This window comes from Streptomyces hamibioticus (genome assembly GCF_047946815.1).
GTDB lineage: Bacteria > Actinomycetota > Actinomycetes > Streptomycetales > Streptomycetaceae > Streptomyces.
Genome location: NZ_JBKKQY010000001.1, coordinates 1006337 through 1030889, shown reverse-complemented (window position 1 = coordinate 1030889; position 24553 = coordinate 1006337). Strand labels below are relative to the sequence as shown.

Genomic DNA, 24553 nt, shown 5'->3' with positions numbered 1-24553 from the left:
CGTCCATCGGGCACGGCATCCCCGGGATGTGCGGCTGCCGGGGCGTCTCCCGTCGGCAGGCCGCGACCGTGCGGTGCGAGCGCCCTGGACGGGGCGCCCCGCGGGCAGAGGTCACGACCGCGGCCCGGGCGCGAGCCTCTCGTACACCGTCACTCTCCGGCCGCGGACCTGCTCGTCGGCCACCGGCGCGAAGTACCTCCGCAACGTGGAGATCTTCGTCCTGTCCCGGGCCGACCTCGTCGGCCTCGCCACCTCCGCCGCGTCGGTGACGAGAATGATGCGCTGTCGGGCGAGCATCTCCGTCCGTATGCGCGCAGGGCCCCACTCCACGCCCTTCAGCGTTCCGGAACGTTCCGGGGTCTCCTCCAGGGCGATGTCCTGGAGGCCCGTGAAGGCGTGCGGGGAGACCATTCTGGTGTCCCGCCGCGCCGCCGGGACGAAGAGTACGGCGTCCGCGGGCTTCTTCAGCCGCTCCACCTGCGCCGCCGCTGCCAGGACGTCGTCCACGCGGCTCTGCGGAGAGCGTTTCGCCAGCGCCTGCGGGAGCAGACCTGCCGACGCGACGGCGATCGCGACGGGAAGGACCCACCGCGACGCGCTCCACGACCGGCGTGACACCGCCCGCACCAGCGCGCGGAGAACGACACCGATCATCAGGGCCAGTCCGAGGAGGCTGAACAGGACGTACCGGTCCACGAACAGGGGCTTGAACAGGGAGAGCCCGACGAGACCGAGCTGCGGAACCGCAAGCAGCGGCAGCCCGACGGTCGCCGCCGAAAGCCGTCCCGCCCGGGGCCGGTCCAGCAGGGTCCCGAGACCGGCGATCGCCAGCAGGACCGCCGGCCCGATCAGCATGTGCCAGGTCAGCGGCGGTATCCAGGACACCTGATCGGACTGGGTCCGGCTGAAGAGGATCAGCGGTGCGGCGCCTGCCGTCGCGGCCGTGGCGGACACGGCCCAGCGCGCCCACGTGCCGCGCCCGGCACGCGCCCACGCCAGAGTCGCCAGGTGCGCGGGCAGGATCAGCAACGAGAGCCAGTTCAGCAGGCCGCACACGAGGACCGCGCAGCCGTAGCCGGCCCAGTACACCCACCGCTCCCGTCGTTCCTGCAGGATCACCACGAGCAGCAGTGTCGAGAGCCCGGCCCCGGCCGCCACCAGGGCGTACGGACGGCCCTCCTGGAGGTGGAACTGCACGGAGGGGAGCAGCCCGAACACCATGCCGCCGCCCAGGCCCGCCACGCTCCCGGCCAGCCGCCGCCCGAGCTGCGCCACACATGCCGCTCCCACCGCGACGGCCAGCACGGAGGGCAGGCGCAACACCGTGGTCGAAGGGCCGAAGCACGCGAACAGCTCGTGCATGCACAGGTAGTAGAGGCCGTGCACGACGTCGGTGTGCTTCAGCATGTGCACTGTCTCGCCGGTGGACCGGAGGGCGACCTGCCAGGTCGCGGCCTCGTCCCGCCAGACACTGCGCTGCCGCGACAGCCCCCACAGGCCGAGAGCGACGGTCCAGAGGAACGGAACCAGCCAGACGAGAAGGCGGCGGTATCGAGGACGGGCAGCCGTGCGTTTCGTCAATGTGGTCCGCCCCCCGGCCGGCCGGTTCCACGCGATCGTTCGCGAGAAGTGGCGTTCGGCGTGCATCCGAGTAACGGAGGGCCCGGCACCACGGAGATGATCTTACCTGAAAGATGTACTTTGCACGCTTCGTGTGAGGCGGCTCACGGGAGCCTCTGGAGCGTCAACTCCCGTGCCCGGCCCGGCGTTGTAACCGAACGTGATCAATTTCGATCGGTTCCGGTCCGTCTCCGACTGATCCGGAATGGGTGTCTCACCGGGTTATCGGTCTGTCGTACGAGGCCTCATACCAGAGCAGGACGATGTCCGGGGGAGTTTGTCAACTGCCCACCGCACATGATGCACAGGCGACTACTGTCAGTGTCCGTCGGGCGACAGGGGACCGCCTCTCGGTCCGCACGGCCGACACCGCGATGGCGCATGTCCGCGTGGCGCACCACGCGCGAGCACCCAGCCCCGACGGACCAGTACGAGGACACCGATGTCTCACCTCCGCGCCCCGGCCGCGCGCGCAGACCGACGTGAGGGCGGGCGGCACGGACGGCCGGCCGCCCGCACCGCTCCCGCGCTGCCCGAGACCCACATACGGCCCCAACTGCTGCGTCTCGCCGTCCTGCCACCCGTCGCCGTGGCCCTCAGCGGCTGCGCGGCCGTGCTGTTCACGGTCCGCTCCACGGGCATCGCGCCCGGGCCCACCTTGTGGGGCGTGCTCGGCGGCGCCGTCTCGGTGACGCTGGCGGCCGTCGTCATCGCCGCCGTCGCCGCGGACCGCGCCGCCCGGGCCGTGCACGACCGCGTCGGTGTACTGCGCCGCAGCACCGCACGTGGCGAGGGCGACCTGCGCGCCGTGGTCGAGGCGCTGCGCCGCGGCGAGGGTCCGCCCGAGCGGCCGGCCCGCGGCGAACCCCCCGCCGACGCCGACGACTTCGACCTGCTCGCCGCCGACCTGGCCCGCGCCCACGACAGTGCGGTCGCCGCCGTCGTCCGGGCCGCCCAGCTCTCCAGCCAGGCCGGCAGCGAACAGAAGCTGGAGGTCTTCGTCAACCTGGCCCGGCGGCTGCAGTCCCTGGTCCACCGGGAGATCTCCATCCTCGACGAGCTGGAGAACGAGATGGAGGACCCCGACCTGCTCAAGGGGCTCTTCCACGTCGACCACCTCGCCACCCGCATCCGCCGCCACGCCGAGAACCTGGCCGTGCTCGGCGGCGCCGTCTCCCGCCGCCAGTGGAGCCACCCCGTCTCCATGACCGAGGTGCTGCGCTCGGCCATCGCCGAGGTCGAGCAGTACTCCCGGGTCCGGCTGGTCCCGCCGATCGACGGCACCCTGCGCGGCCACGCCGTCGCCGACGTCATCCACCTGCTGGCCGAACTCGTCGAGAACGCCACCGTGTTCTCCGCCCCCCACACCCAAGTGCTGCTGCGCGCCGGTCTGGTCACCTCCGGGCTCGCCGTCGAGGTCGAGGACCGCGGCCTGGGCATGCCCGTCGCCGAACAGCACCGCATGAACGCCCTCCTCGCCGACCCCGACCAGGTCAACGTGGCCCGGCTGCTCGCGGACGGCCGGATCGGGCTGTTCGTCGTGTCCCAACTGGCCAAGCGGCACGGCATCACCGTCCGCCTCCAGTCCAACATCTACGGCGGCGTACAGGCGGTGCTCGTCGTCCCCCAGGCCCTGCTGGGAACGGAACCGGGACTCCCGGACGCCGCAACCCGGCCGGATACCTCCCCGCAGCCGGTTCCCGTACCGCCGCTCCGCCAGCAGCAGGACCCCGCGCCCGCACCCACCGTCGTACCGGCCGCCGTACCGCCCGGGCCGGCGCCCGCGCACGGCACCGCGCCCCAGCCGCTGCCCGTGCGCGGCCCCCACGAGGACCGGCCCAACCCGGCCGAGGCCGTGCCCGGCGTCCGGCCCGACGACCGGCCCGCCCTCGCCGAGCACGCCGACACTCCGCCGTTACCGCGCCACGCGGCCGTGCGCGGCACCATGGGCAAACCCCAACTGCCCCGCCGCCGCGCGCAGGAGCACATCGCACCCCAGCTCCGCGACGGTCCCGCCCCCCGGCAGGACCCCGAACACCTCGCCGGCCACGACCCCGGCCTGATGGCCGCCTTCCAGCGGGGCATCGGCCTCGCCGAGGCGCAGCAGCCCACCGAACCACCCCACCGGGAGCACGCCCGGCACGACGGGAGCGCACCGGCCGGATGACCACCCCCCTTACCACTTCAAGGAGTCGATCCACCATGGCGAGCGACGCGCCGACCGGCCAGGTATCCGATCTCGACTGGCTGATGAGCGGCCTCGTGCAGCGCGTACCGCACACCAGGAGCGCGGTGCTCCTGTCCTGCGACGGGCTGGTGAAGTCCGTCCACGGCCTGGACCCGGACAGCGCCGACCACATGGCCGCCCTGGCCTCCGGCCTGTACTCCCTCGGCCGCAGCGCCGGTGTCCGCTTCGGCGACGGCGGGGACGTGCGGCAGGTCGTCGTCGAACTCGACTCGACCCTGCTGTTCGTCACCACCGCCGGCTCCGGCACCTGCCTCGCCGTGCTGGCCGGCCGCGAGGCCGACGCCGCGGTCCTCGGCTACGAGATGGCGATGCTGGTCAAGAGCGTCCGCCCCTACCTGGTCACCGCACCCCGGCAGCATGCCGTCGAAACCCCGGCGATGAGGCCTTGAGCGCGGCGGCGACCGGCGACGGGCCCTGGCTCGACGACGCGGCCGGACGGCTGGTGCGCCCCTTCACGGTCAGCAACGGCCGCACCCGGCCCAGCGTCGCGCTCGACCTGATGTCGCAGGTGATGGCCACCGGAGCCACCCCCCTCGGCTACCTCGGACCCGAACACGCGCAGGTCCTCGACCTGTGCCGCGCCCCGGTCCCGGTCGCCGAGGTCGCCGCCCATCTGAGGCTGCCGGTGGCGGTCACCAAGGTGCTGCTGTCGGATCTCGTCGACTGCGGGGCGCTGACCACCAAGCCCCCCGCGTTCCACCACAACCCCACGGACCGGGCCCTTCTGGAGGCAGTGCTCGATGGACTACGACGACAGCTCTGACTACGCCCACGGACCCGACGGAGCCGACGGCACCGACCCGTTCCCCACCGCGCTCAAGATCCTGGTCGCGGGCGGGTTCGGCGTGGGCAAGACGACCTTTGTCGGCGCGGTGAGCGAGATCGCGCCGCTGAGCACGGAGGAACTGCTCACCACGGTCAGCGCCGCCACCGACAGCCTCGACGGCATCGAGAACAAACTCGAGACCACCGTGGCGATGGACTTCGGCCGCATCACCCTCGACCCGGAACACGTCCTGTACCTGTTCGGCACGCCGGGGCAGGAGCGGTTCTGGTTCATGTGGGACGAACTGTGCGAGGGGGCCCTCGGCGCGGTCGTCCTCGCCGACACCCGCCGGCTGGAGGAATCCTTCGCGGCCGTCGACTTCTTCGAGCAGCGCGGCCTGGCCTTCGTCGTCGCCGTCAACGAGTTCGACGGCGCCCACCGCTACGACACCGCGGAGGTGCGCCTGGCGATGGACCTCCCGCCCGAGATCCCCGTCGTGCGCTGCGACGCCCGTATCTCCAGCTCCGGCGTACAGACCCTGCTGACCCTCGTGCGCCACCTCATCGCCCATACGCCGGCCCCCGCTTCGGGGTACGGCGCCCACATGTGATCCCGACCCATGTGATCCCCGCACACACCGCCACGGAGCCGCCCATGACGTACGCCCTCAGCGACGGAGCCCGCCCATGAGCTACGACCCGCCGCGCCCGGTCGGACGTCTGCTGCTCACGCCCGAGGACCGGGAGGCCCCCGACCGGATCCGGCGGCTGCGCCGGCTCGGGCTCGGGCACCGCCCGGAACCCACGCTCGACGTCTTCGCGGACCGGCTCGCCGCGCACGCCGGTACCCCGTACGGCATGGTCAACTTCCTGGTCGAGGACGGGCAGTTCTTCGCCGGGCTGCATGTCCCCGAGGTCCCGCCCGTTCTGCGGGGTGACGGCACCGCACCCGAGTTCGGCCGCGTCCAGCCCCGCGACCACGGCTTCTGCCCCCATGTGGCGGCCCGGCGCAAGGCGCTGGTGCTGGAGGACGTCCGCGACTATCCGCGGTTCGCGGGCAATCCGGTCGTCGACGAGTTCGGCATCCGCTCCTACCTCGGCGCCCCGCTCATCGACAGCACGGGGACGGTGCTGGGCACGGTGAGCGCCGCCGACGTGCGGCCGCGGCCCTGGGGGAGGGAAGGGCTGGAGACGATCAAGTCGACGGCGGCGGAGCTGGTGCGGCGCCTGGAACGGAGCGCGGACGACGGCCTGCCGCCGTGAGGGGCGGGGGTGGGAGACGGAAGCCCGCGGGAGCCGTGTGAAGGAAAGCTGTGGCGCCGTTTTAGAAAACCTCGATGGACGGGGCGGGCCGGGTAGGGCAGATTGCTGTGCGATCCCCCTCACCTCCCCGGACGCGGGCCGCTTCGGCATGCCCGGTGCCGGGATCTCACCCCTCAGGAGCCGAAGCGTTGAAGGCGCTGGTCAAGGAGAAGGCCGAACCCGGGCTGTGGCTCGCGGACGTCCCCGAGCCCGCCGTCGGACCGGGTGACGTACTGATCAAGGTGCTGCGCACCGGTATCTGCGGTACCGACCTGCACATCCGGGCCTGGGACGGCTGGGCGCAGCAGGCCATCAACGCCCCGCTGGTCGTCGGCCACGAGTTCGTCGGCGAGGTCGTCGAGACCGGCCGGGACGTCACCGACATCAAGATCGGCGACCGGGTCAGCGGCGAGGGCCACCTGGTGTGCGGCAAGTGCCGCAACTGCCTGGCCGGCCGCCGGCACCTGTGCCGGGCCACGGTCGGTCTCGGCGTCGGCCGGGACGGGGCGTTCGCCGAGTACGTCGCCCTGCCCGCGTCCAACGTCTGGGTGCACCGCGTCCCCGTCGACCTCGACGTCGCCGCGATCTTCGACCCGTTCGGCAACGCCGTGCACACCGCGCTGTCCTTCCCGCTGGTCGGCGAGGACGTCCTGATCACCGGCGCCGGGCCGATCGGCCTGATGGCCGCCGCCGTGGCCCGGCACGCCGGGGCGCGCAACGTCGTGATCACCGACGTGAGCGAGGAGCGCCTGAAGCTGGCGCTCAAGGTCGGCGTCAGCCTCGCGCTGAACGTCTCCGGCATGACGATCGCCGACGGCCAGCGCGAGCTGGGCCTCCGCGAGGGCTTCGACATCGGCCTGGAGATGTCCGGCCGCCCCGAGGCGATGCGCGACATGATCGCCAACATGACGCACGGCGGCCGGATCGCCATGCTCGGCCTGCCCGCCGAGGAGTTCCCGGTCGACTGGGCCCGCGTCGTCACCTCGATGATCACCATCAAGGGCATCTACGGCCGGGAGATGTTCGAGACCTGGTACGCGATGTCCGTCCTCCTGGAGGGCGGCCTCGACCTCTCCCCGGTGATCACCGGCCGCTACGGCCACCGCGACTACGAGGCCGCGTTCGAGGACGCGGCGAGCGGCACGGGCGGCAAGGTCATCCTCGACTGGACCGTCTGATCCTCCGCCCGTTCCGCCGCACCAGCCGCACCCCTTTGGAGCTTTCCGTGTTCGACTCAGTCCGCGACGACCTGCGCGCCACCCTCGACGAGATCCGCGCCGCCGGCCTGCACAAGCCGGAGCGCGTGATCGGCACCCCGCAGTCGGCGACCGTGAACGTCACCGCCGGCGGCCGTCCCGGCGAGGTGCTCAACTTCTGCGCCAACAACTACCTCGGCCTCGCCGACCACCCCGAGGTGATCGCCGCCGCGCACCAGGCCCTGGACCGCTGGGGCTACGGCATGGCCTCCGTGCGCTTCATCTGCGGCACCCAGGAGGTGCACAAGGAGCTGGAGGCCCGGCTGTCGGCCTTCCTCGGCCAGGAGGACACGATCCTGTACTCCTCCTGCTTCGACGCCAACGGCGGTGTCTTCGAGACCCTCCTCGGCCCCGAGGACGCGGTGATCTCGGACGCCCTCAACCACGCCTCCATCATCGACGGGATCCGCCTGTCCAAGGCCCGCCGCTTCCGCTACGCCAACCGCGACCTCGCCGACCTGGAACGGCAGCTGAAGGAGGCCGTCGAAGGAGGCGCCCGGCGCCGCCTGATCGTCACCGACGGCGTGTTCTCCATGGACGGCTACGTGGCCCCGCTGCGCGAGATCTGCGACCTCGCCGACCGCTACGACGCGATGGTCATGGTCGACGACTCGCACGCCGTCGGCTTCGTCGGCCCCGGCGGGCGCGGCACGCCCGAGCTGCACGGCGTCATGGACCGCGTGGAGATCATCACCGGCACCCTCGGCAAGGCCCTCGGCGGCGCCTCCGGCGGCTACGTCGCCGCCCGCGCCGAGATCGTCGCCCTGCTGCGCCAGCGCTCCCGGCCGTACCTGTTCTCCAACACCCTCGCCCCGGTGATCGCCGCCGCCTCGCTCAAGGTGCTCGACCTGCTGGAGTCGGCCGACGACCTGCGGGTCCGGCTCGCCGAGAACACCGCGCTGTTCCGCCGCCGGATGACCGAGGAGGGCTTCGACGTCCTGCCCGGCGACCACGCCATCGCCCCGGTGATGATCGGCGACGCGGCGCGGGCGGGCCGGATGGCCGAACTGCTGCTGGAGCGCGGCGTGTACGTGATCGGCTTCTCCTACCCGGTCGTCCCGCAGGGCCAGGCCCGCATCCGGGTCCAGCTCTCGGCCGCCCACTCCACGGACGACGTCGACCGCGCGGTGGACGCGTTCGTGGCCGCGCGGGAGCAGCTCGACGCCTGATGCGCCGGTGACCTGAGAGAATCGATCCCGTGATCGAAGCGCGGCGGCTGCACATCCTCCGTGCGGTGGCGGACCACCGTACGGTGACGGCGGCTGCCGCCGCGCTGTATCTCACCCCGTCGGCGGTCTCCCAGCAGCTGTCCGCCCTGGAGCAGGAGACCGGCCACCGCCTGGTCGAGCGCGGCGCCAAGGGCGTACGGCTGACCCCGGCCGGCGAGATCCTGCTCAGCCACACCAACGCCGTGCTCGCCCAGCTGGAGCGGGCCGAGGCCGAGCTGGCCGCCTACGGCTCCGGGCAGGCCGGCACCGTCACCGTCGCTTCCTTCGCCACCGGCATCGCCCTGGTCGTCGCCCCGGCGGTGGCCTCTCTGGCCGCGTCGGCGCCCGGTATCCGCATCCGGGTCCAGGACGCCGAGGGCGACGCCAGCCTGCCGATGGTGCTGGACCGGCAGGTCGACGTGGCCGTCGCCGTCGAGTACCGCGGGGCCCCGCCCGCCGACGACCCCCGGCTGACCCATGTCCCGCTGTACGCCGAGCCGTTCGACGCGGTCGTCCCGGTCGGCCACCGCCTCGCCGGCTCCGCCGAGGTACCGCTCGCGGAGCTGGCCAAGGACCCGTGGATCGGTCCCTACCCCGGCAACCCCTGCCATGACGTGGTGGTCCTGGCCTGCGAGAACGCCGGTTTCCAGCCCCGTATGGAGCACTCCTCGGACGACTTCCGGGCGGTGGTGGCCCTTGCCTCGGCCGGGGCGGGCGTGGCCCTGGTCCCGCGCTCGGCGCTGCACGGCACGGACCTCACCGGAGCGGTCGTCCGCCCCGTCGACGGGGACGCCCCCACCCGCCGGGTCTTCGCGGCCGTACGCCGGGGCGCTGAGGAACACCCGCTGATCCGGCCGGTGCTCCAGGCACTGGAGCGGGCGGCCCGGGAGTGAGCGTTCCGTAACACGGGCGTCTCATCTCCGGGATAGCGTCCCGTATATGAGAGACGCCACGGATACGGATGCTGTGGACGCGCTGCTCGGTGCCCGGCTGGCCGGACTGCGTGCCGAACGCGGCTGGTCGCTGGGGGAGCTGGCGGAGCGCAGCGGAGTGAGCCGGTCCACGCTGTCCCGGGCCGAGCGGGCGGAGACCAGCCCCACCGCCGCCCTCCTGAACCGCCTGTGCGCCGTCTACGGACGGACCATGTCCCAGCTGCTCAGCGAGGTCGAGGCGCGGCCCGCGCCGCTCGTGCGGGCCGCCGACCAGCCGGTCTGGGAGGACCGGGCCTCCGGCTTCGTCCGCCGATCGGTCTCCCCGCCGCACGCGGGCCTGCGCGGCGAACTCGTCGAGGGGCGGCTCGCCGCGGGCGCCGGCATCGCCTACGACCGGCCGCCGGTACCGGGCCTGGAACAGCACATCTGGGTCCTGACGGGGGAGCTGGAGGTGACGGCACAGGACACCGGGCACCAGGTCGGCACGGGCGACTGCCTGCGGCTGCGGGTGTGGGGACCGACGCGGTTCCGGTGCCCCGGCCCCGAGGCGGCCCGCTACGCGCTGGCGGTGGTGCTGCCGTGACCGTGCGCCGACTCGACGCGGACCGACTGACGCGGATCACGGAGGAGCTGGCCGACCTGCTGACCGACACGGTGGCCGGCGGTGCCTCGGTCGGCTTCCTCGCGCCGCTGGACCGCGCGGCCGCCGTCGCCTGGTGGCGGGGCCGGGCCGCCGCCGTGGCCGCCGGGCAGCTCGCCGTATGGGTGGCCCGCGACGGCGAGCGGATCACCGGGACGGTGAGCCTGGCCCTGCCCGACAAGCCCAACGGCCGGCACCGTGCCGAGCTGGTGAAGCTGATGGTCCGCCGGGACGCCCGCGGCCGGGGTGTGGGCCGCCGGCTCCTGACCGCCGCCGAGGAGGCCGCCGCCGCGGCCGGACTCACCCTGCTCCACCTGGACACCGAGACCGGAAGCCCCGCGGAGCACCTCTACCGCACCGCGGGCTGGACCCGGGCGGGCGAGATCCCCGACTACGCGGCCGACCCGCAGGGACTGCTGCGGCCGACGACGCTCTACTTCAAACGGCTCCTCCCCCGGCCCGGCGGGTGACTGTCAGTGGCAGCGGCTACGGTGCCTGCCATGCCGGACGCCGAAGACGTACGCCGTATCGCCCTGTCCCTGCCGGACACCACGGAGAAGATCGCCTGGAGCATGCCCACGTTCCGGGTCGCCGGGAAGATGTTCGCCACGCTGCCCGAGGACGAGACCTCCATCGCCGTGCGCTGTCCGAAGGAGGAGCGCGACGAACTGGCCCTCGCCGAACCGGAGAAGTTCTGGATCGCCGGCCACGAGGCGCAGTTCGCCTGGGTGCGGGTCCGCCTCGCGGCGCTGGAGGGCGAGGACGAGCTGAGGGACATCCTCGCCGACTCCTGGCGGCAGGCCGCGCCGTCCCGCCTGCTGGAGGCCCACCCCCGGCTGGGGCTGCCGCCCACGGGCTGAGAGGCCGCCCGCCGCCCCTCGGACTGTGTCAGCGCCCCACCGGCCGGTGCGGGGCCCGCGCCCTCACGCTCCGGCCGGCACCGCGCGGGCACCGACGAAGCCGCCGATCCGCTCCCGCAGCGACCGGGCGTCCAACCCGTGCGCGGCGACATGCTCCTCGACGGTCCCGTACCGCCGCAGCTCGCGGCGGCCCACGCCGAGGCCGAGCACCCGGTGGGGGGCGTCGGAGAGCGCGTCGTTGACTGCCCCGGTCGAGGTGCCCGCCAGGTACGGTTCCACCAGGACGACGTCCGTCCCGGCCGTCCGGGTGGCCCGGCGCAGCGTGTCGGCGTCGAAGGGGCGCACGGTCGTGGCGTACAGGACCGTGACGTCGAGACCCTCGGTGGCGGTGAGCACCTCGTCCAGCACCGGCCCGACGGCGATCACCACACCGGAGCCGCCCTCGCGGACGGTGTGGAAGTGCCTCCCGTCGACCGGGTGCGCCCCGGCGTTCGCCTGCACCGACAGCCGCACGTACACCTTGTCGTCCCCGGCCGCGACGGCGTGCCGCAGCAGCGTCTCGGCCTCGTCCGGGTGCCCGGGGACGTGCACCGTCCAGCCGTCCAGGGTGTCGAGCAGCGCCACGTCCCCCGGTGCCATGTGGGTGTAGCCGCCAGCCGGCCAGTCGAAGGAGGCGGCGGCGCTCACCAGCACCGCGCCCGCGTCCTGGTGCCCGAGGTCCAGCTTGACCTGCTCGAAGGGCCGCTCGACGAGGAAGCTGGCGAAGGTGTGCACGACGGGCCGCAGCCCGGTCAGCGCCAGCCCCGCCGCGGCCCCCACGAGCAGCTGCTCGCGGATGCCGACGTTGATCACCCGGTCGGGGTGGCGGTGCCGCGCCTCGTCGAAGCCGGCGACACCGATCTCGGCGAGCACGACGGCGACGCGCGGATCCTCGTCGAGCAGCCGGGAGACGACAGGGGCGAAACGGTCACGCATGGTGTCCATGAGGGGACCTTCCTGGGACGACGAGGGAAGAGAGGGAGGGGGAGGAGAAAGGCAGAAGGAGGGGAGGGAGGAGGAAGGGGGAGGGGGAAGAGGGCCGGGGGAAGGGCAGGGTCGGTCAGGCGGACTTCGGCTCCACCCGGGCCACGACCACGTGCGGCCGGCCCGGATGCGGCGCGGTGAACGCGGCGTACAGCGCCTCGTGGTCCCGCCCGTCGGCGGTGACCGCCGACCAGCCCGCGGCCTCGAAGCGGGCCGCGATGCCGCCGGGCCGGGCGTGACTGGCGGAGGAATTGTCGACCACCACCGTGTGCAGCCGCTCCAGCCCGGCGGGCCCGGCGAAGGCGATCGCCTCGTGGTTGCTGCCCTCGTCCAGTTCGGCGTCCCCGATCAGGGTCCACACCCGGGGTTCGTCGAGTCCCTGGGCGCGCAGTCCCAGCGAGGTGCCCACGGCGATCGGCAGACCGTGGCCCAGGGAGCCGCTGCCGATCTCCGTCCCCGGCACCAGCGTGCGGTCGGGATGGTGCCCGAGGGGCGAGTCGTAGGAGCCGAAGCCCGGCAGCCAGTCCACGGGCACGAAGCCCTTGGCGGCCAGTACGGCGTAGTACGCCATCGGCCCGTGCCCCTTGGACAGCAGGAACCGGTCCCGGCCGGGGTCGTCCATCCGTTCCGGGGCCACTCGCAGCACCCGGTCGTAGAGCACCCACAGCACGTCCAGCGTGGACGTCGCCGCGGGGCCGTGCTTCTCGTCGCCCGTCATCAGTGCCATCAGTCCGGGCAGGTCGGCGTAGCCGTGGGTGCGCCCGCGCTCGTCGGTCGTCGTCATGCCCACGATCGTGCAACCTCGACCAAACTTGAGGTCAAGCGCCGGGTCCGGATGGCCGTGCCCCGTAAAGCGGTGCGCGACCACCGGCCTGAGTGCGGTATGGTTTTCCTGCACGTTCGGCCGGGGGAAACCCCAGGTCAGGCGGGCAACGGGACGTGGCGCAGCTTGGTAGCGCACTTGACTGGGGGTCAAGGGGTCGCAGGTTCAAATCCTGTCGTCCCGACAACTGAGAAGTCCTCGCGGACAGTGGTCCGCGAGGACTTTTTCATGGATCGGACGGCTTCGTGGAGGAGACGGCTTCGTGGACCGGACGGCGGGGCGTCAGGCCACGCAGCCCACATGCGCCAGCGCCTGCTTCAGCAGCACCCCGTGCCCGCCCGGCATCTCGCTCTGCACCGCCGGCGACAGCGCCTCCCGCGGACTGAACCAGACCAGGTCGAGCGCGTCCTGCCGGGGCCGGCAGTCGCCGGTGACCGGGACGACGTAGGCGAGGGACACTGCGTGCTGGCGTGGGTCGTGGTACGGCGTGACGCCCTGCGTCGGGAAGTACTCGGCCACCGTGAACGGCTGGAGGGAGGCCGGGACCCGGGGGAGCGCCACCGGTCCGAGGTCCTTCTCCAGGTGGCGCAGCAGGGCGTCACGGACCCGTTCGTGATGCAGTACCCGGCCGGAGACCAGCGTCCGGCTGACCGTGCCGTCGGGGCCGATGCGCAGCAGCAGGCCGACGCTGGTGACTTCGCCGCTGTCGTCGACGCGCACCGGCACGGCCTCGACGTACAGGACCGGCATACGGGCGCGTACGAGTTCGAGTTCGTCGGTCGTCAGCCAACCCGGCGTGGTTTCGGTCATGTCAGACATCGCTTGATCATACTTTCGACGTGTCCCGCTTCCTGTGTGCCGCTCCGGCGCGACCCCGGGCTCAGGGCTTCACGGCCACCGCGCCGAACTGCGGTACGGCGGCGGGGGAGTCGGGCTCCGGGCGCCACTGCGAGCAGGACACCAGCCCGGGGTCGAGCAGGTCGAGTCCCTCGAAGAACGCGGCGATGTCCGCGCGGCCGCGGGCGGTGATCGGCGGGGTGGCGTTCTCGTTCCAGAACTTCATGGCCGGGATCTGGCCCTCGCCGCCCAACTCGGCGTCGTGGGTGGGGTGGGTGAGGGCCAGGTGACTGCCGGAGGGGACGGCCGCCATGACGCCGCGCGCGATCTGCCGCGCCTCGTCGTCGTCGAGTACGAAGTTCAGGATGCCGAGCATCATCACGGCGACCGGCCGGGAGAAGTCCAGGGTCTGCCCGGCGCGCTCCAGGATGGCCTCCGGATCGCGCACGTCGGCGTCGATGTAGTCGGTGGCGCCCTCCCGGGTGCCGGTCAGCAGGGTGCGGGCGTGGGTGAGCACGATCGGGTCGTTGTCGACGTAGACGATCCGCGCCTCGGGTGCGATCCGCTGGGCGACCTCGTGGGTGTTGGCGGCGGTCGGCAACCCGGTGCCGATGTCGAGGAACTGGCGTATCCCCTGCTCCTCGGCCAGGAAGCGGACGGCCCTGCGCAGGAACCAGCGGTCGGCCCGGGCGACCTCGCGGATGACCGGGAACATGTCCGCGACGTGCTCACCGACCTGCTGGTCGACCTCGTAGTTGTCCTTGCCGCCGATCCAGTAGTTCCACACGCGCGCGTTGTGCGCCACACCGGTGTTCAGCCTTGCGGACCCACTCGTCGGGGTGTGGCCCTGGCTCACGTCTGAAGCTCCTTCGCGCCCGTTCCGCCGTCGCCGCCCATTGTGCCGCCGGGTGATCTCCCTGTCCCGGGAAACGGAAACGGAGCCGGACGCTCAGTAGAGGCCGGTGGGGTCCGCGTCGGGCGTCCGGCCGGCCATGACCTCCTGCAGACGCTGGGCGCCCAGCTTCGTCGCCCGGTCGAAGGTGGCCCGCTCGTCCCCGGAGAGCCCGCCGACGGTGAGGGTCATGGCGCTGCTGCCCACGCGTACGGCGGAGAGGTTCAGGGAGAGCTCGGCCGGGTTGCCGGCGGCGGGACCCTGCACCGTCACGTGCACGCCCTCGCGCGCGTCGCCGACGTCGGGGACCGACGCCTCGGTCACCTGGACGGTCCGCTTCTCGCCGTCGGACCCGGTGGCCGTGAACTCGTCGCACTTCACGGGCAACTGGTCCAGCCAGGTCAGGGAGTCGTCCAGCTTGCCCCGGTCGTAGGCGGCGATCTGCTCGAAGAGGCGGGAGTCGCCCTGCTGGAAGCCGGTGACCGCCGACGGCCCCGACGGCTTGCCCAGCAACGCGTCGCTGTAGAGGGAGTCGAGCAGCCGCTGGCAGTCCGCGGCGTCCGCCTCGGCGCTCAGGAACTCGGAGACGTCCACTTCGGCGACGACCATGCGGTCACGCCAGGTGGCGGCGTCGTCGACGTGCTGCCAGTCGTCCTCCAGGTCGGCCTCGGTGAGCAGAGCCGCCCGTGCCCCGTCCTCGGTGAGGGTGCCGGGGGAGGGGCTGGTGGTCTGCCGGCCGGCGGCCTCGGCCCGCTCGGCGGCGGGTGAAGCGTCGGCCCTCGTAGTGCCGGAGGAGTCACGGGCGCCGCCCGAGCAGGCCGCGGTGGTCAGCAGCGCGCCCGCCGCGAGGGCGGAGGCGAGGACACGGACGGGGTGGGCGGGACGACGGCTCATCGGGGATGCCTCCTGGGAACGTGGCGCGTGTCCTCAGGGCATCACCGCTGCCGTGGGACCACCAGCGCACGGGACCGATCGGGGGACGCCGGGCGCCGGGCGGCCATGTACCCCGCGCCGGGCACCCACGTCGCGCCGCGACCAGCCGCGCCACCACCCCTGGCGGCCGCGTTCGCCACCACCCCTGGCGGCCGCGTTCGCCACCGCGCATGGTGGCCGCGTTCGCCACCGCCCCTGGTGGCCACGTTCCCTGGGCCGGGCGCCCGGGTCTTTCGAGCCTTTCGAGCCTGGCGGCCACGCGTCACCGCGACCGGGGGCCGCGTCCTCCGTGCCTGTCGGGCGGCCAGGTCTTTCGGGTCCGGGGCGGCGTCCCCTGCGCCCGGCGGCCGCGTTTCCGCGCCCGGAGGCGGTCACGTGCCTGGCGGCCGTGTCGTGCTCCCGGTGGCGGTCACGTGCCCGGCCGCCGCGCCGTGCTCCCGGCGGCGGTCACGTGCCGGGCGGTCGGGCCCGCGGTGTCATCCGGCCCGCTCTGTGGCGTCCTCGACCACGTCCTTGTCCAGCGAGGCCCGCACCAACGCGGCGGCGAGCACGGCCGGGTCGGTCTTCCCGGCCGCGTCCAGGAGCCGGCCGGGGTCCTTCGGCAGGCCCAGCCGCTCCGCGCCCTGCAACGCCTTGCGATCCAGGTAGGGAGCCACCTCCGGCCAGACGCCCTGCACCTCGCGCAGGAAGATGTCGGCACCGGCCGGGCCCATGCCGGGGAACTCCTGGAGCAGCCGGCTCAGTTCACCGGCCTCGCCGTGCGCCTCCTCGCGCAGCCGGCGCAGGTCCCCGCCCCACCGCTCGGTGAGCAGCTCGGCGGCCTCGCCGAGCTGGGTGGCGGTCCGCTCGTCGTAGCGCCGGTAGCCGCCCCGGCCCAGCGCGTCCACCCGCTCCTGCCAGTCGGCCCCGGCCATCCGGCGCGGATCGCTCAGTCCCGCTTCCTGCAGCGCCCGGGCGGTGGCCACCGCGATCGAGCCGCGGATGCGGGCACTGAGCAGATGGGCCAGGACCAGCAGGCGGTACAGCGGCTGCGGGGTGTCCCGCAGCCGGATGCCCGCCTCCTCGGCGTACGTCCGCCCGTGTGCGTCCACGAGTTCCCGTACGACGCGCTCGTCGCGGTCCACGGCTACGCCTTCAGCGGATCGTGCCCGAGTGTCATCAGCCGGTGCCTGCGGCGGGTGGTCTCGGCCTCGGGCTCGTTCTCCACGTCGGTCTGCGCGGTGACCGAGTCCACGACCTTGCGCATCACCCGCAGGTCGTCCTCGGTCAGGTCGGTGCGCCGCTTCTGCAGGATCGCCAGCACGTGCTGCCCGGTGGGCGAGCCCGCCTCCTCCGGCAGCGGTTCCGTCTGCTCGTCGGCGTCGCGGACCCGCAGCCAGGCGGCCAGCTCCGCGGAGGTCATGTTCACCACGCGGTGGAAGTCCTCCCACAGCGCGTCGAGTTCCAGGGCGTCGGCCATGAGGTTGCCCCTTTTTCGTCGTGCGTAGGTGCGTACGTTGTGCACGTGCGTCCGTGCGTCCGTGCGTCCGGTCGGGCCCCGGGTCAGTCCTTCCTGGGCCAGTTCTCCGCGTCGAACATCCAGCGCTGCTTCTCCAGGTCGGCGGTGATGGAGATCAGCAGGTCCTGGGTGACCGGGTCGGCCTTCTCGGTGGCGTCGATCCGTTCGCGCAGCCGGGCGACGGCGGCCTCCAGGCTCTCCACCATCAGCGCGACGACGTCGCTGTCGCGCACCCAGCCCTCCTTGGCGCCGGGCAGCGTGAACGTCGACGCGATCGTCTCCGGACGGCCGTCGGCGGGCACGCCCAGGGCGGCCGAACGCTCGGCGACCGTGTCGGCGTACGACCGGGCCGTGGACACCACCTCGTCGAGTTGCAGATGGATCGAGCGGAAGCGCGGTCCGACGATGTTCCAGTGCACCTGCTTCCCGATCAGGGAGAGCCCGAGCAGATCCACGAGCGTGCCCTGCAGCGCGTCCCCGGTGACCTGGCGGGCCGACTCCGGAATCGTGCTCTTCACGACAGTCATACGGTGCTTCTCTCCTTGCGGCATCGGCTGTGGTGTGCGGAGCGGCGCCGCGCGGACGGTCGGGGATGCGCGGCGCGACCGCTCCGGCGGCACGGGTGCCCCTCGCACACCAGGGCAAAACGCCGTCACTGCCGCAGGACGCCGTCCAGGAATCGCGTGAGGTCGGCGAGGACCTCGGCCCTGTTGGTCTCCAGGAACACCTCGTGCCGGGCGCCGGGGTAGATCCGCTCGGTCAGATGTCCGCCGCTGAGCCGTTCCACACCGGGACGGCTGCCGGACAGCGGCACCAGCCGGTCGTCGTCGCCGTGCAGCCACAGCAGCGGGAGCCGGCCCACGTCCCCGCCCTCGGCGACGGTGCCCAGCGTCCGGACGAACGCCTCCACCGTCGGCCGCTTCATCGGCCCGTGCCACACCAGCGGGTCCGCCGCGTACGACTCCCCGACCGCCGGGTCGCGGGAGAGCGCGGACGGGCTGATCGGGATGTCGGGGATCTCGTCGAGGGCGAGCACCTGCCGGGGCAGCTCCCAGTCGCCGATGACCGGCCCGGACAGTACCAGCGCGGACAGCTCGCCGGGGTGGCGCTGGGCATAGCGGGAGGCGATCAGGCCGCCCATCGAGTGCCCGGCCATGACCACCGGGAGCCCGGGGTGTGCCGCCCGCGCGAGCCCGGCCACGGTGTGCACGTCGGTGACCACGTCCTCGAAGTCCTCGATCAGGACCCGCTCGCCGTCCGACTTCCCGTGCCCGACGTGGTCCGGCCCGTACACGGCCGCACCGTGCGCCACCAGCGCCCCGGCCACCTCCTCGTACCGGCCGATGTGCTCGCCGTACCCGTGGACCAGCAGCGCCACGTAGCGGGGCCGCGCTCCGCGCCACTCGCGGGCGGTGATGCGGCCCCGGGTTCCGGTCAGGACGTGTTCGCGGGTGTCGGCCATGGCCTCTCGACTCCTCGGGCTGCGTCGGTGCAGGTCCCCGGATACCTACCCAAGCCTCGGGGGGATCTTCCCAGGGGGCGGCCCGCGGTCTATAGTCCAAAACTAGCAGTGCTAATTACGTGGGGTACTGCTCAAGGCTCGTGGAGGTCCGCCCGGCGCCCCGACCCGCCGGCGACCGAGCGACGACGGTCAGGAGATCCTTCGTGCGTCCCGTCCACTTCGCGGCCGCCCGCCGCACCCCGATCGGCAAGCTCCGCGGCGCCCTGTCCTCCGTGCGGCCCGACGACCTCGCCGCCGCCGTGATCCGCGGTCTGGTCGCCGACGTCCCGGCCCTCGACCCGGCGCGCATCGACGACGTCTACTGGGGCGCCGCCAACCAGGCCGGCGAGGACAACCGCAACGTGGCCCGGATGGCCGCGCTGCTCGCCGGCCTGCCCGAGTCGGTGCCCGGCGCCACGGTCAGCCGGCTCTGCGCCTCCGGGCTGGAGGCGGTCACCACCGCCGCCCGCACCGTCGCCGCGGGTGAGGCCGACATCGTGCTCGCCGGCGGTTCGGAGTCGATGAGCCGCGCCCCGTTCGTCCTGCCCCGCCCCGACGAGGCGCTGCCGCACCGCATCGAGACCGCCGACACCAGGCTCGGCTGGCGCCTGGTCAACCCGGCGATGAAGGAACTGCACGGCCTGCTGTCCATGGGGGAGACGGCGGAGGAGGTCGCCGAGCGGTACGGCGTCCCCCGGGAACGGCAGGACGAGTTCGCGCTGCGCAGCCACCGGCTGGCCGCCGAGGCCCGCAAGAACGGCCACTTCGACGACGAACTGCTGCCCGTGGAGCGGCCGGACGGCGTCGTCGTAGACAGCGACGAGTGCATCCGTGAGGACACCTCGCCGGAGAAGCTGGCGCGGCTGAAGCCGGTCTTCCGCGCCGGCGGCACCGTCACCGCGGGCAACGCCTCCCCGATGAACGACGGGGCCGCCGGACTGCTCCTGGTCAGCGAGGAGGTGCTGAACGACCTCGGGCTGGAGTCGCTGGGCCGCTACGTCGCCGGCGCCTCGGCCGGGGTCCACCCGGACGTCATGGGCATCGGCCCGGTCCCCGCCACCCGCAAGGCGCTGGCCCGCGCCGGCTGGACCGTCGGGGACGTGCGGGAGGCCGAGTTCAACGAGGCGTTCGCGGCCCAGGCGCTCGCGTGCGTGGAGCAGCTCGGCATCGATCCCGAGCTGGTCAATCCCTACGGCGGGGCCATCGCGCTGGGTCACCCCCTCGGCTGCTCGGGGGCCCGCATCCTGACCACGTTGCTGCACCGGATGCGGCGCACCGGGGCCGCCCGCGGGCTGGCGACCATGTGCGTCGGGGTGGGGCAGGGGAGCGCGGTGCTGGTCGAGAGGCCCTGAGCGCTTCGCGCTCGGCCGTCGCCGGCCCGCGGTGCTCGATGGCCGGTCGCGCCCCCGTGGCGGAGCCGCATGCCGACACAGCCCCGTGCCCCTCGGAGCGCCGCACTACCGCCGTCCGCAGAAAGAAACGGAGCAACACCCCATGGCAACCCTCTCCGTCGCCGCCGTTCTCGCCGAGAACGCCCGCCGCCGTCCCGGCAAGGAAGCACTCGTCGAGGGCGAGCTGCGGCTGACCTTCGCGGAGGTGTGGCAGCGGGCCCGCGCGCAGGCCGGCGCCCTCGTCGGACTCGGCGTACGGCCGGGGGACCGCGTCGCGCTGATGGCGCCCAACACCGCCGACTTCCCGCAGGCCTACTACGCCGTCGCCGCGGCGGGCGGCGTCGTGGTCCCCGTTCATCTGCTGCTGTCGCCGGCCGAGGTCGAGCACGTGCTGACCGACAGCGGCGCCACCCTGCTGCTGTGCCACCCGGCGCAGGCGGAGACGGGCACGGCCGCCGCCCGGGCCGCCGGGGTGCGGGTGGTCACCCTGGGCGAGGAGTTCGGCAAGCTGGCGGCCGACGCCGAGCCGCTCACGTCGTACGTCACCCGCGACGCCGACGACCCGGCCGTCGTCTTCTACACCAGCGGCACCACCGGCGTGCCCAAGGGCGCCGTGCTCAGCCACTTCAACCTGGTGATGAACGCGACCGTCAACGCCTTCGACGCCAACGACATCCGGCCCGACGACGTCGCGCTCGGCGCCCTGCCGCTGTTCCACGCCTTCGGGCAGACCGTCTCCATGAACTCCACCTGGCGTGCCGGGGCGACCCTCGTGCTGCTGCCGCGGTTCGACGCGGCCCGCGCGATCGAGCTGATGGTGAAGGAGAAGGTCAACACCTTCCACGGAGTGCCCACCATGTTCGTCGCGCTCGCCGCCGCGGCGGCCGAGGCCGGCGCGCTGCCCGGGCTGCGGGTGTGCATCTCCGGCGGCGCCTCACTGCCGGTCGCCGTGCTGGAGCGGTTCGAGGAGGCCTTCGGGGCGAAGGTCTACGAGGGTTACGGGCTGTCCGAGACCTCCCCGGCGGCGGCCGTCAACCAGCCGGTCTTCGGGGCGAAGCCCGGCACCATCGGCCACCCCCTGTGGGGCGTCGACGTCGAGATCGCCCGCGCCGAGGCCGAGGAACGCGTCGAACTGCTGCCGCCCGGCGAGCTGGGCGAGGTCGTGATCCGCGGCCACAACGTCTTCTCCGGCTACCTCGGCCGCCCCGAGGCCACCGCCGCGGCGCTCGTCGACGGCTGGTTCCGCACCGGCGACCTCGGCACCAAGGACGACGAGGGCTTCCTCAGGATCGTCGACCGCAAGAAGGACGTCATCATCCGCGGCGGCTACAACGTCTACCCGCGCGAGGTCGAGGAGGTGCTGGCGCGCCACCCGGGCGTCGCCCAGGTCGCCGTCATCGGCCTGCCGGACGAGCTGCACGGCGAGGAGGTGTGCGCCGTCGTCGTCCCGGCCCCGGACGCCGCGGTGTCCGGTGACGAGATCACCGAGTGGTCCAAGGAGCACCTCGGCAAGCACAAGTACCCGCGCCGGGTGGAGTTCACGGACGCGTTGCCGCTGGGTCCGAGCATGAAGGTGCTCAAGCGGGAGCTGCGGGTGCGGTACGCCGACGGGGCCTAAGGATCATCTGGCGAGACGGTCCTTACGGGCGACGGTTAGGTGTGCGTAGCATCGGTGCCCGCGATGGACACCATGACCCTCTGGCACGTCACCGGCTGGCAGTTCGCCGCCCTCGCCTTCGCGGCCCTGCTCGTCGGCTTCTCCAAGACGGCCGTGAGCGGGGCCAACACCGTCAGCCTGGCGATCTTCGCCGCGGTGCTGCCCGCCCGCGCCTCCACCGGCATCCTGCTGCCCGTGCTGATCGCCGGTGACGTGCTGGCCGTCCTCGTCTACCGCCGGCACGCGCACTGGCCCACGCTGTGGCGGCTGTTCCCGGCGGTCGGGGTCGGCGTGGTCGTCGGCACGGTCTTCCTGGCCTGGGCCGGCGACGGGGCCGTCCGCACCTCGATCGGGGCCATCCTGCTGCTGATGGCGGGCGTGACCGTGTGGCGCCGGCGGCAGGCCGACGCGGCGGCGCGACCGGAGGCGGTCACCGGCCGGGCGGGCCGCGCCAAGGCCCGCTCGTACGGCGTCCTGGGCGGCTTCACCACCATGGTCGCCAACGCCGGCGGGCCGGTGATGTCGATGTATCTCCTCGCCGCCGGCTTCCGCAAGCTCGGTTTCCTGGGCACCTCGGCCTTCTTCTTCCTGATCGTGAACGTCTCCAAGCTCCCCTTCAGCGCCGGTCTCGGCCTGATCGACGCCCGTTCGCTGTTCCTGGACGCGGCGCTGGTGGCGTTCGTGGTGCCGGGTGCGCTGCTCGGCAGGTGGGCGGCGCACCGGATGAACCAGCGGCTGTTCGAACGGCTCGTGATCGCGGCGACGGTCGTCGGGGGCCTCCAGCTGCTGCTGGGCTGACGCCCCGTACGCTCGGCGCCATGTCCCCGCACGTACTGATCCTCGGCGGCACCACCGAGGCCCGGCGGCTGGCCGCCGAGCTGGCCGCGCGGCCCGGCGTCCGCGTCACCACCTCGCTCGCGGGGCGCGTGTCCCGCCCCGGAGCCCTGGAGGGGGACGTGCGGATCGGCGGATTCGGCGGCGCCGAGGGGCTGGCCGACTGGCTGCGCGAGCAGCGCGTGGACGCCCTCGTCGACGCCACGCACCCGTTCGCGGCCTCGATCACGGCGAACGCGGCCCGGGCCGCCGCGGCGACCGGCGTCCCCGCGGTCGTCCTGCGCCGACCGGGCTGGCGGGCGGGCCCCGGCGACCACTGGCACCCCGTCCCGTCCCTGGCCGCGGCGGCGGACCTGCTGCCGCCGCTGGGCCGCCGCGTGCTCCTCACCACCGGCCGCCTCGGCCTCGCCGCCTTCGCCCACCTGGCGGAACTGCACTTCGTCGCACGGTCGGTGGAACCCCCGGACCCTCCCCTGCCCCCGGACACCCACGTCGTCCTGGCCCGGGGACCGTTCACACCGGCCGACGAGACAACCCTGCTCCGTGCCCACCGCATCGACGTCCTGGTGACCAAGGACAGCGGGGGAGCGGCCACCGCGGCCAAGCTCACCGCGGCCCGCGACCTGTCCCTGCCCGTCGTGATCGTCCGCCGGCCCCCGCTCCCGGAGGGCGTACGGGCGGTGCCCGACGTGCCGGCCGTCCTCGGCCACCTGGGCCTCGGCACGCCGCCGGCGCCGTAGCCGGCCGCGCAGTCGGGAGCGGACCGTCCCGGGGCCGGCCCGCTCCCTCGGCCGGTCCGCTCCTTGGGGCGCCTGCTCCTTGTGGCGCCCGCTCCTTCGTGGCGGCTGTTCCCTCAGGCTGACTGCTCCTTCGGGCGCCTAGTCCTTCGGGTTGCGGCGCAGCAGGTACGTGTCCATGATCCAGCCCTTGCGCTCCCGTGCCTCGGCGCGCAGCCGCTCGATGCGCGGTGCGGCCTCGGCGATCGGGCCGGAGTCGAGGATCTCGTCCGGGGTGCCGAGGTAGGCCCCCCAGTAGATGTCGATGTCCTGGTCCGCGTACCGCCGGAACGTCTGGTGGGCGTCGAGCATGACCACGACGTCGTCCACCCCCTCGGGGAAGCCCTCCGCCAGCCGCCGGCCCGTCGTGATCTGCACCGGCCGCGCGACGCGGTTCAGCCCCGTACGGTGCCGGGCGACGAGGGACGAGACGCTGCTGATGCCCGGTACGACGTCGTACGCGAAGTCCACCCGGCCCCGGTCGAGGATCTCCTCGAGAATCCCCAGCGTGCTGTCGTACAGCGAGGGATCGCCCCACACCAGGAACGCGCCGGTCCCGTCCGCGTCCAGTTCCTCGGCGATCAGCCGTTCGTAGATGTCGGCGCGGGCGCTGCGCCAGTCACCGACCGCTGGGGAGTACGCCGCACCGCCCGCGCCGCGGTCCCGCTCGGGGTCGCGCGCCTCGACGATCCGGTACGTCCCCTCCGGCACGTGCGCCCGGAGCATGTCCCGGCGCAGCCGCACCAGGTCCGCCTTCGCCTCGCCCTTGTCCAGGACGAAGAACACGTCCGTGCCGCGCAGCGCCCGGACCGCCTGCAGGGTCAGCTGGTCGGGGTCGCCCGCACCGATACCGATGACATGAATCTTCCGCACGCTCCGAGTCTGCCGCACACTCCGGAACGGGCCGACGCCGGGCCGCCGGCCGTCACGTCCCCCGGCCGTGCAGCCGGGGCGCCCGCGCCCCCGCGTCCACGGCCGCGCCGCCACCCTCGACGTCCGCGGCCAGCTCCCGTGCCCAGCCGGCGACCCCCGCGAGAGCCACCCCGTACGGCTCGGGGCGCCCGGAGCGCGCCGCCCACTCCTCCACGGCGCCGGCCCCCCGCCGCAGCAGCCTGGCGCCGCCCGTCACGTTCCCGCGGGCCGCGTGCGTCAGCCCGACGGCGAGCTGGGCCAGGCCCCGCCACAGCTCCCGCTCCTCCTCGGGCCCGGACTTCCAGGCGTCCTCGAAGACCTCGTGGGCGTGGAACGGCTTCCCCTCGTCGAGCAGCCGCTGCGCCTCGACGACGGTCTCCTCCGGGGACCGCACCAGGCCCTCCGGCTGCCGGGGCACGCCCTCGGCGCCGTACGGCAGCGGCCGGCCGAGTCCGTCCCGCGGCCGGGCGTTGCGTGCCCGGCCCTCGCTGTCGCGGTCCCGCGGGTCCGCCGGGCGGTTCGAGGGGGTCGAGGGCGTGGAGGGGGTGGAGGGGGTCGAGGGCGTAGGCGGGTTCGAGGGGGTGCTGTCCATGACCTCGATTGTCCCGCGCCCGTGCCCGCTTCGGCGTACGGGGGAGCGTGCGG

The 24553-nt window shown here is 73.4% G+C and carries 27 protein-coding genes and 1 tRNA gene; 16 read left to right on the top strand and 12 right to left on the bottom strand.

Annotated elements, in window-relative coordinates; all coding sequences use genetic code 11:
- Nucleotides 1-111: 111 nt before the first annotated feature.
- Complete coding sequence (locus ACLGIH_RS04730) at nucleotides 112-1581, bottom strand: glycosyltransferase family 39 protein (RefSeq protein ID WP_416523948.1); 1470 nt, start codon at nucleotides 1579-1581, stop codon at nucleotides 112-114.
- Nucleotides 1582-2062: 481 nt separating this feature from the next.
- Here ACLGIH_RS04730 and ACLGIH_RS04725 point away from each other — a divergent pair, with 481 nt between their 5' ends.
- The 11 genes from ACLGIH_RS04725 to ACLGIH_RS04675 all read left to right on the top strand — a co-directional run bounded on the left by ACLGIH_RS04725 (nucleotide 2063) and on the right by ACLGIH_RS04675 (nucleotide 10831).
- The gene (locus ACLGIH_RS04725) at nucleotides 2063-3787 is read left to right on the top strand and encodes an ATP-binding protein (RefSeq protein ID WP_416523947.1); all 1725 of its coding nucleotides are present in this window, start codon (nucleotides 2063-2065) and stop codon (nucleotides 3785-3787) included.
- Nucleotides 3788-3822: 35 nt separating this feature from the next.
- Nucleotides 3823-4257 carry a roadblock/LC7 domain-containing protein gene (locus ACLGIH_RS04720; RefSeq protein ID WP_416523946.1) on the top strand — a complete coding sequence of 145 codons (435 nt, stop codon included), beginning with the start codon at nucleotides 3823-3825 and terminating at the stop codon, nucleotides 4255-4257.
- Entirely contained in the window at nucleotides 4254-4631 is a 378-nt protein-coding gene (locus ACLGIH_RS04715; RefSeq protein WP_416523945.1) for a DUF742 domain-containing protein, read from the top strand. Before ACLGIH_RS04720 ends, ACLGIH_RS04715 begins: the two co-directional genes overlap by 4 nt.
- Nucleotides 4609-5244: a GTP-binding protein gene (locus ACLGIH_RS04710; protein WP_416523944.1), complete on the top strand. Its 636-nt coding sequence runs from the start codon at nucleotides 4609-4611 to the stop codon at nucleotides 5242-5244. The genes ACLGIH_RS04715 and ACLGIH_RS04710 overlap by 23 nt, the downstream gene beginning before the upstream one ends.
- 76 nt (nucleotides 5245-5320) lie before the next feature.
- Nucleotides 5321-5896, top strand: a complete 576-nt coding sequence (locus tag ACLGIH_RS04705; RefSeq protein ID WP_416523943.1) for a GAF domain-containing protein — start codon at nucleotides 5321-5323, stop codon at nucleotides 5894-5896.
- Between the two features lie 188 nt (nucleotides 5897-6084).
- Entirely contained in the window at nucleotides 6085-7113 is a 1029-nt protein-coding gene (tdh, locus tag ACLGIH_RS04700) for an L-threonine 3-dehydrogenase (RefSeq protein ID WP_416523942.1), read from the top strand.
- 47 nt (nucleotides 7114-7160) lie between these two features.
- On the top strand, nucleotides 7161-8360 hold the full coding sequence (locus tag ACLGIH_RS04695) for a glycine C-acetyltransferase (RefSeq protein ID WP_416523941.1): 1200 nt from the start codon (nucleotides 7161-7163) through the stop codon (nucleotides 8358-8360).
- 29 nt (nucleotides 8361-8389) lie between these two features.
- On the top strand, nucleotides 8390-9292 hold the full coding sequence (locus ACLGIH_RS04690; protein ID WP_416523940.1) for a LysR family transcriptional regulator: 903 nt from the start codon (nucleotides 8390-8392) through the stop codon (nucleotides 9290-9292).
- 46 nt (nucleotides 9293-9338) lie between these two features.
- A complete protein-coding gene (locus ACLGIH_RS04685; RefSeq protein ID WP_416523939.1) occupies nucleotides 9339-9914 on the top strand; it encodes a helix-turn-helix domain-containing protein in 576 nt (191 codons plus the stop codon).
- A complete protein-coding gene (locus ACLGIH_RS04680) occupies nucleotides 9911-10441 on the top strand; it encodes a GNAT family N-acetyltransferase (RefSeq protein WP_416523938.1) in 531 nt (176 codons plus the stop codon). The genes ACLGIH_RS04685 and ACLGIH_RS04680 overlap by 4 nt, the downstream gene beginning before the upstream one ends.
- Nucleotides 10442-10471: 30 nt before the next feature.
- Complete coding sequence (locus ACLGIH_RS04675) at nucleotides 10472-10831, top strand: MmcQ/YjbR family DNA-binding protein (protein ID WP_416523937.1); 360 nt, start codon at nucleotides 10472-10474, stop codon at nucleotides 10829-10831.
- A gap of 63 nt (nucleotides 10832-10894) precedes the next feature.
- Here ACLGIH_RS04675 and ACLGIH_RS04670 read toward each other — a convergent pair whose 3' ends face one another.
- The gene (locus ACLGIH_RS04670; protein ID WP_416523936.1) at nucleotides 10895-11815 is read right to left on the bottom strand and encodes a transketolase family protein; all 921 of its coding nucleotides are present in this window, start codon (nucleotides 11813-11815) and stop codon (nucleotides 10895-10897) included.
- A gap of 115 nt (nucleotides 11816-11930) precedes the next feature.
- Nucleotides 11931-12638 carry a transketolase gene (locus ACLGIH_RS04665; RefSeq protein WP_416523935.1) on the bottom strand — a complete coding sequence of 236 codons (708 nt, stop codon included), beginning with the start codon at nucleotides 12636-12638 and terminating at the stop codon, nucleotides 11931-11933.
- A 149-nt stretch (nucleotides 12639-12787) separates the two neighbouring features.
- Between ACLGIH_RS04665 and ACLGIH_RS04660 the strand changes: the two genes are divergently transcribed.
- A tRNA-Pro gene (locus ACLGIH_RS04660) sits at nucleotides 12788-12861 on the top strand.
- A 98-nt stretch (nucleotides 12862-12959) separates the two neighbouring features.
- On the opposite strand, the gene ACLGIH_RS04655 is transcribed toward ACLGIH_RS04660, so the two are convergent.
- From ACLGIH_RS04655 to ACLGIH_RS04625, 7 genes are all read right to left on the bottom strand, one after another.
- A complete protein-coding gene (locus ACLGIH_RS04655; protein ID WP_416529279.1) occupies nucleotides 12960-13487 on the bottom strand; it encodes an NUDIX hydrolase family protein in 528 nt (175 codons plus the stop codon).
- A gap of 70 nt (nucleotides 13488-13557) precedes the next feature.
- Nucleotides 13558-14370 (bottom strand): SAM-dependent methyltransferase, encoded by an 813-nt coding sequence (locus ACLGIH_RS04650; RefSeq protein ID WP_416523934.1) that lies wholly within the window; start codon nucleotides 14368-14370, stop codon nucleotides 13558-13560.
- A gap of 93 nt (nucleotides 14371-14463) precedes the next feature.
- Nucleotides 14464-15300 carry a hypothetical protein gene (locus ACLGIH_RS04645; protein ID WP_416523933.1) on the bottom strand — a complete coding sequence of 279 codons (837 nt, stop codon included), beginning with the start codon at nucleotides 15298-15300 and terminating at the stop codon, nucleotides 14464-14466.
- A 515-nt stretch (nucleotides 15301-15815) separates the two neighbouring features.
- The gene (locus ACLGIH_RS04640; RefSeq protein ID WP_416523932.1) at nucleotides 15816-16463 is read right to left on the bottom strand and encodes an endonuclease; all 648 of its coding nucleotides are present in this window, start codon (nucleotides 16461-16463) and stop codon (nucleotides 15816-15818) included.
- A gap of 2 nt (nucleotides 16464-16465) precedes the next feature.
- Nucleotides 16466-16798, bottom strand: a complete 333-nt coding sequence (locus ACLGIH_RS04635) for a DUF3140 domain-containing protein (RefSeq protein ID WP_416523931.1) — start codon at nucleotides 16796-16798, stop codon at nucleotides 16466-16468.
- A gap of 83 nt (nucleotides 16799-16881) precedes the next feature.
- Nucleotides 16882-17364 carry a Dps family protein gene (locus ACLGIH_RS04630; protein WP_416523930.1) on the bottom strand — a complete coding sequence of 161 codons (483 nt, stop codon included), beginning with the start codon at nucleotides 17362-17364 and terminating at the stop codon, nucleotides 16882-16884.
- 125 nt (nucleotides 17365-17489) lie between these two features.
- Nucleotides 17490-18299, bottom strand: coding sequence for an alpha/beta hydrolase (locus ACLGIH_RS04625; RefSeq protein WP_416523929.1), 810 nt, complete (start codon nucleotides 18297-18299; stop codon nucleotides 17490-17492).
- Between the two features lie 203 nt (nucleotides 18300-18502).
- Between ACLGIH_RS04625 and ACLGIH_RS04620 the strand changes: the two genes are divergently transcribed.
- The 4 genes from ACLGIH_RS04620 to ACLGIH_RS04605 all read left to right on the top strand — a co-directional run bounded on the left by ACLGIH_RS04620 (nucleotide 18503) and on the right by ACLGIH_RS04605 (nucleotide 22960).
- On the top strand, nucleotides 18503-19690 hold the full coding sequence (locus ACLGIH_RS04620) for a thiolase family protein (protein WP_416523928.1): 1188 nt from the start codon (nucleotides 18503-18505) through the stop codon (nucleotides 19688-19690).
- A 142-nt stretch (nucleotides 19691-19832) separates the two neighbouring features.
- Complete coding sequence (locus ACLGIH_RS04615; protein ID WP_416523927.1) at nucleotides 19833-21347, top strand: long-chain-fatty-acid--CoA ligase; 1515 nt, start codon at nucleotides 19833-19835, stop codon at nucleotides 21345-21347.
- A 63-nt stretch (nucleotides 21348-21410) separates the two neighbouring features.
- A complete protein-coding gene (locus ACLGIH_RS04610; RefSeq protein ID WP_416523926.1) occupies nucleotides 21411-22184 on the top strand; it encodes a sulfite exporter TauE/SafE family protein in 774 nt (257 codons plus the stop codon).
- A 20-nt stretch (nucleotides 22185-22204) separates the two neighbouring features.
- Nucleotides 22205-22960, top strand: a complete 756-nt coding sequence (locus ACLGIH_RS04605) for a cobalt-precorrin-6A reductase (protein ID WP_416523925.1) — start codon at nucleotides 22205-22207, stop codon at nucleotides 22958-22960.
- A 138-nt stretch (nucleotides 22961-23098) separates the two neighbouring features.
- On the opposite strand, the gene cobF is transcribed toward ACLGIH_RS04605, so the two are convergent.
- Together cobF and ACLGIH_RS04595 are read right to left on the bottom strand one after the other, a co-directional pair.
- A complete protein-coding gene (gene cobF, locus ACLGIH_RS04600) occupies nucleotides 23099-23869 on the bottom strand; it encodes a precorrin-6A synthase (deacetylating) (RefSeq protein WP_416523924.1) in 771 nt (256 codons plus the stop codon).
- Nucleotides 23870-23921: 52 nt separating this feature from the next.
- Nucleotides 23922-24500 (bottom strand): DUF309 domain-containing protein, encoded by a 579-nt coding sequence (locus tag ACLGIH_RS04595; RefSeq protein WP_416523923.1) that lies wholly within the window; start codon nucleotides 24498-24500, stop codon nucleotides 23922-23924.
- Nucleotides 24501-24553: the final 53 nt, after the last annotated feature.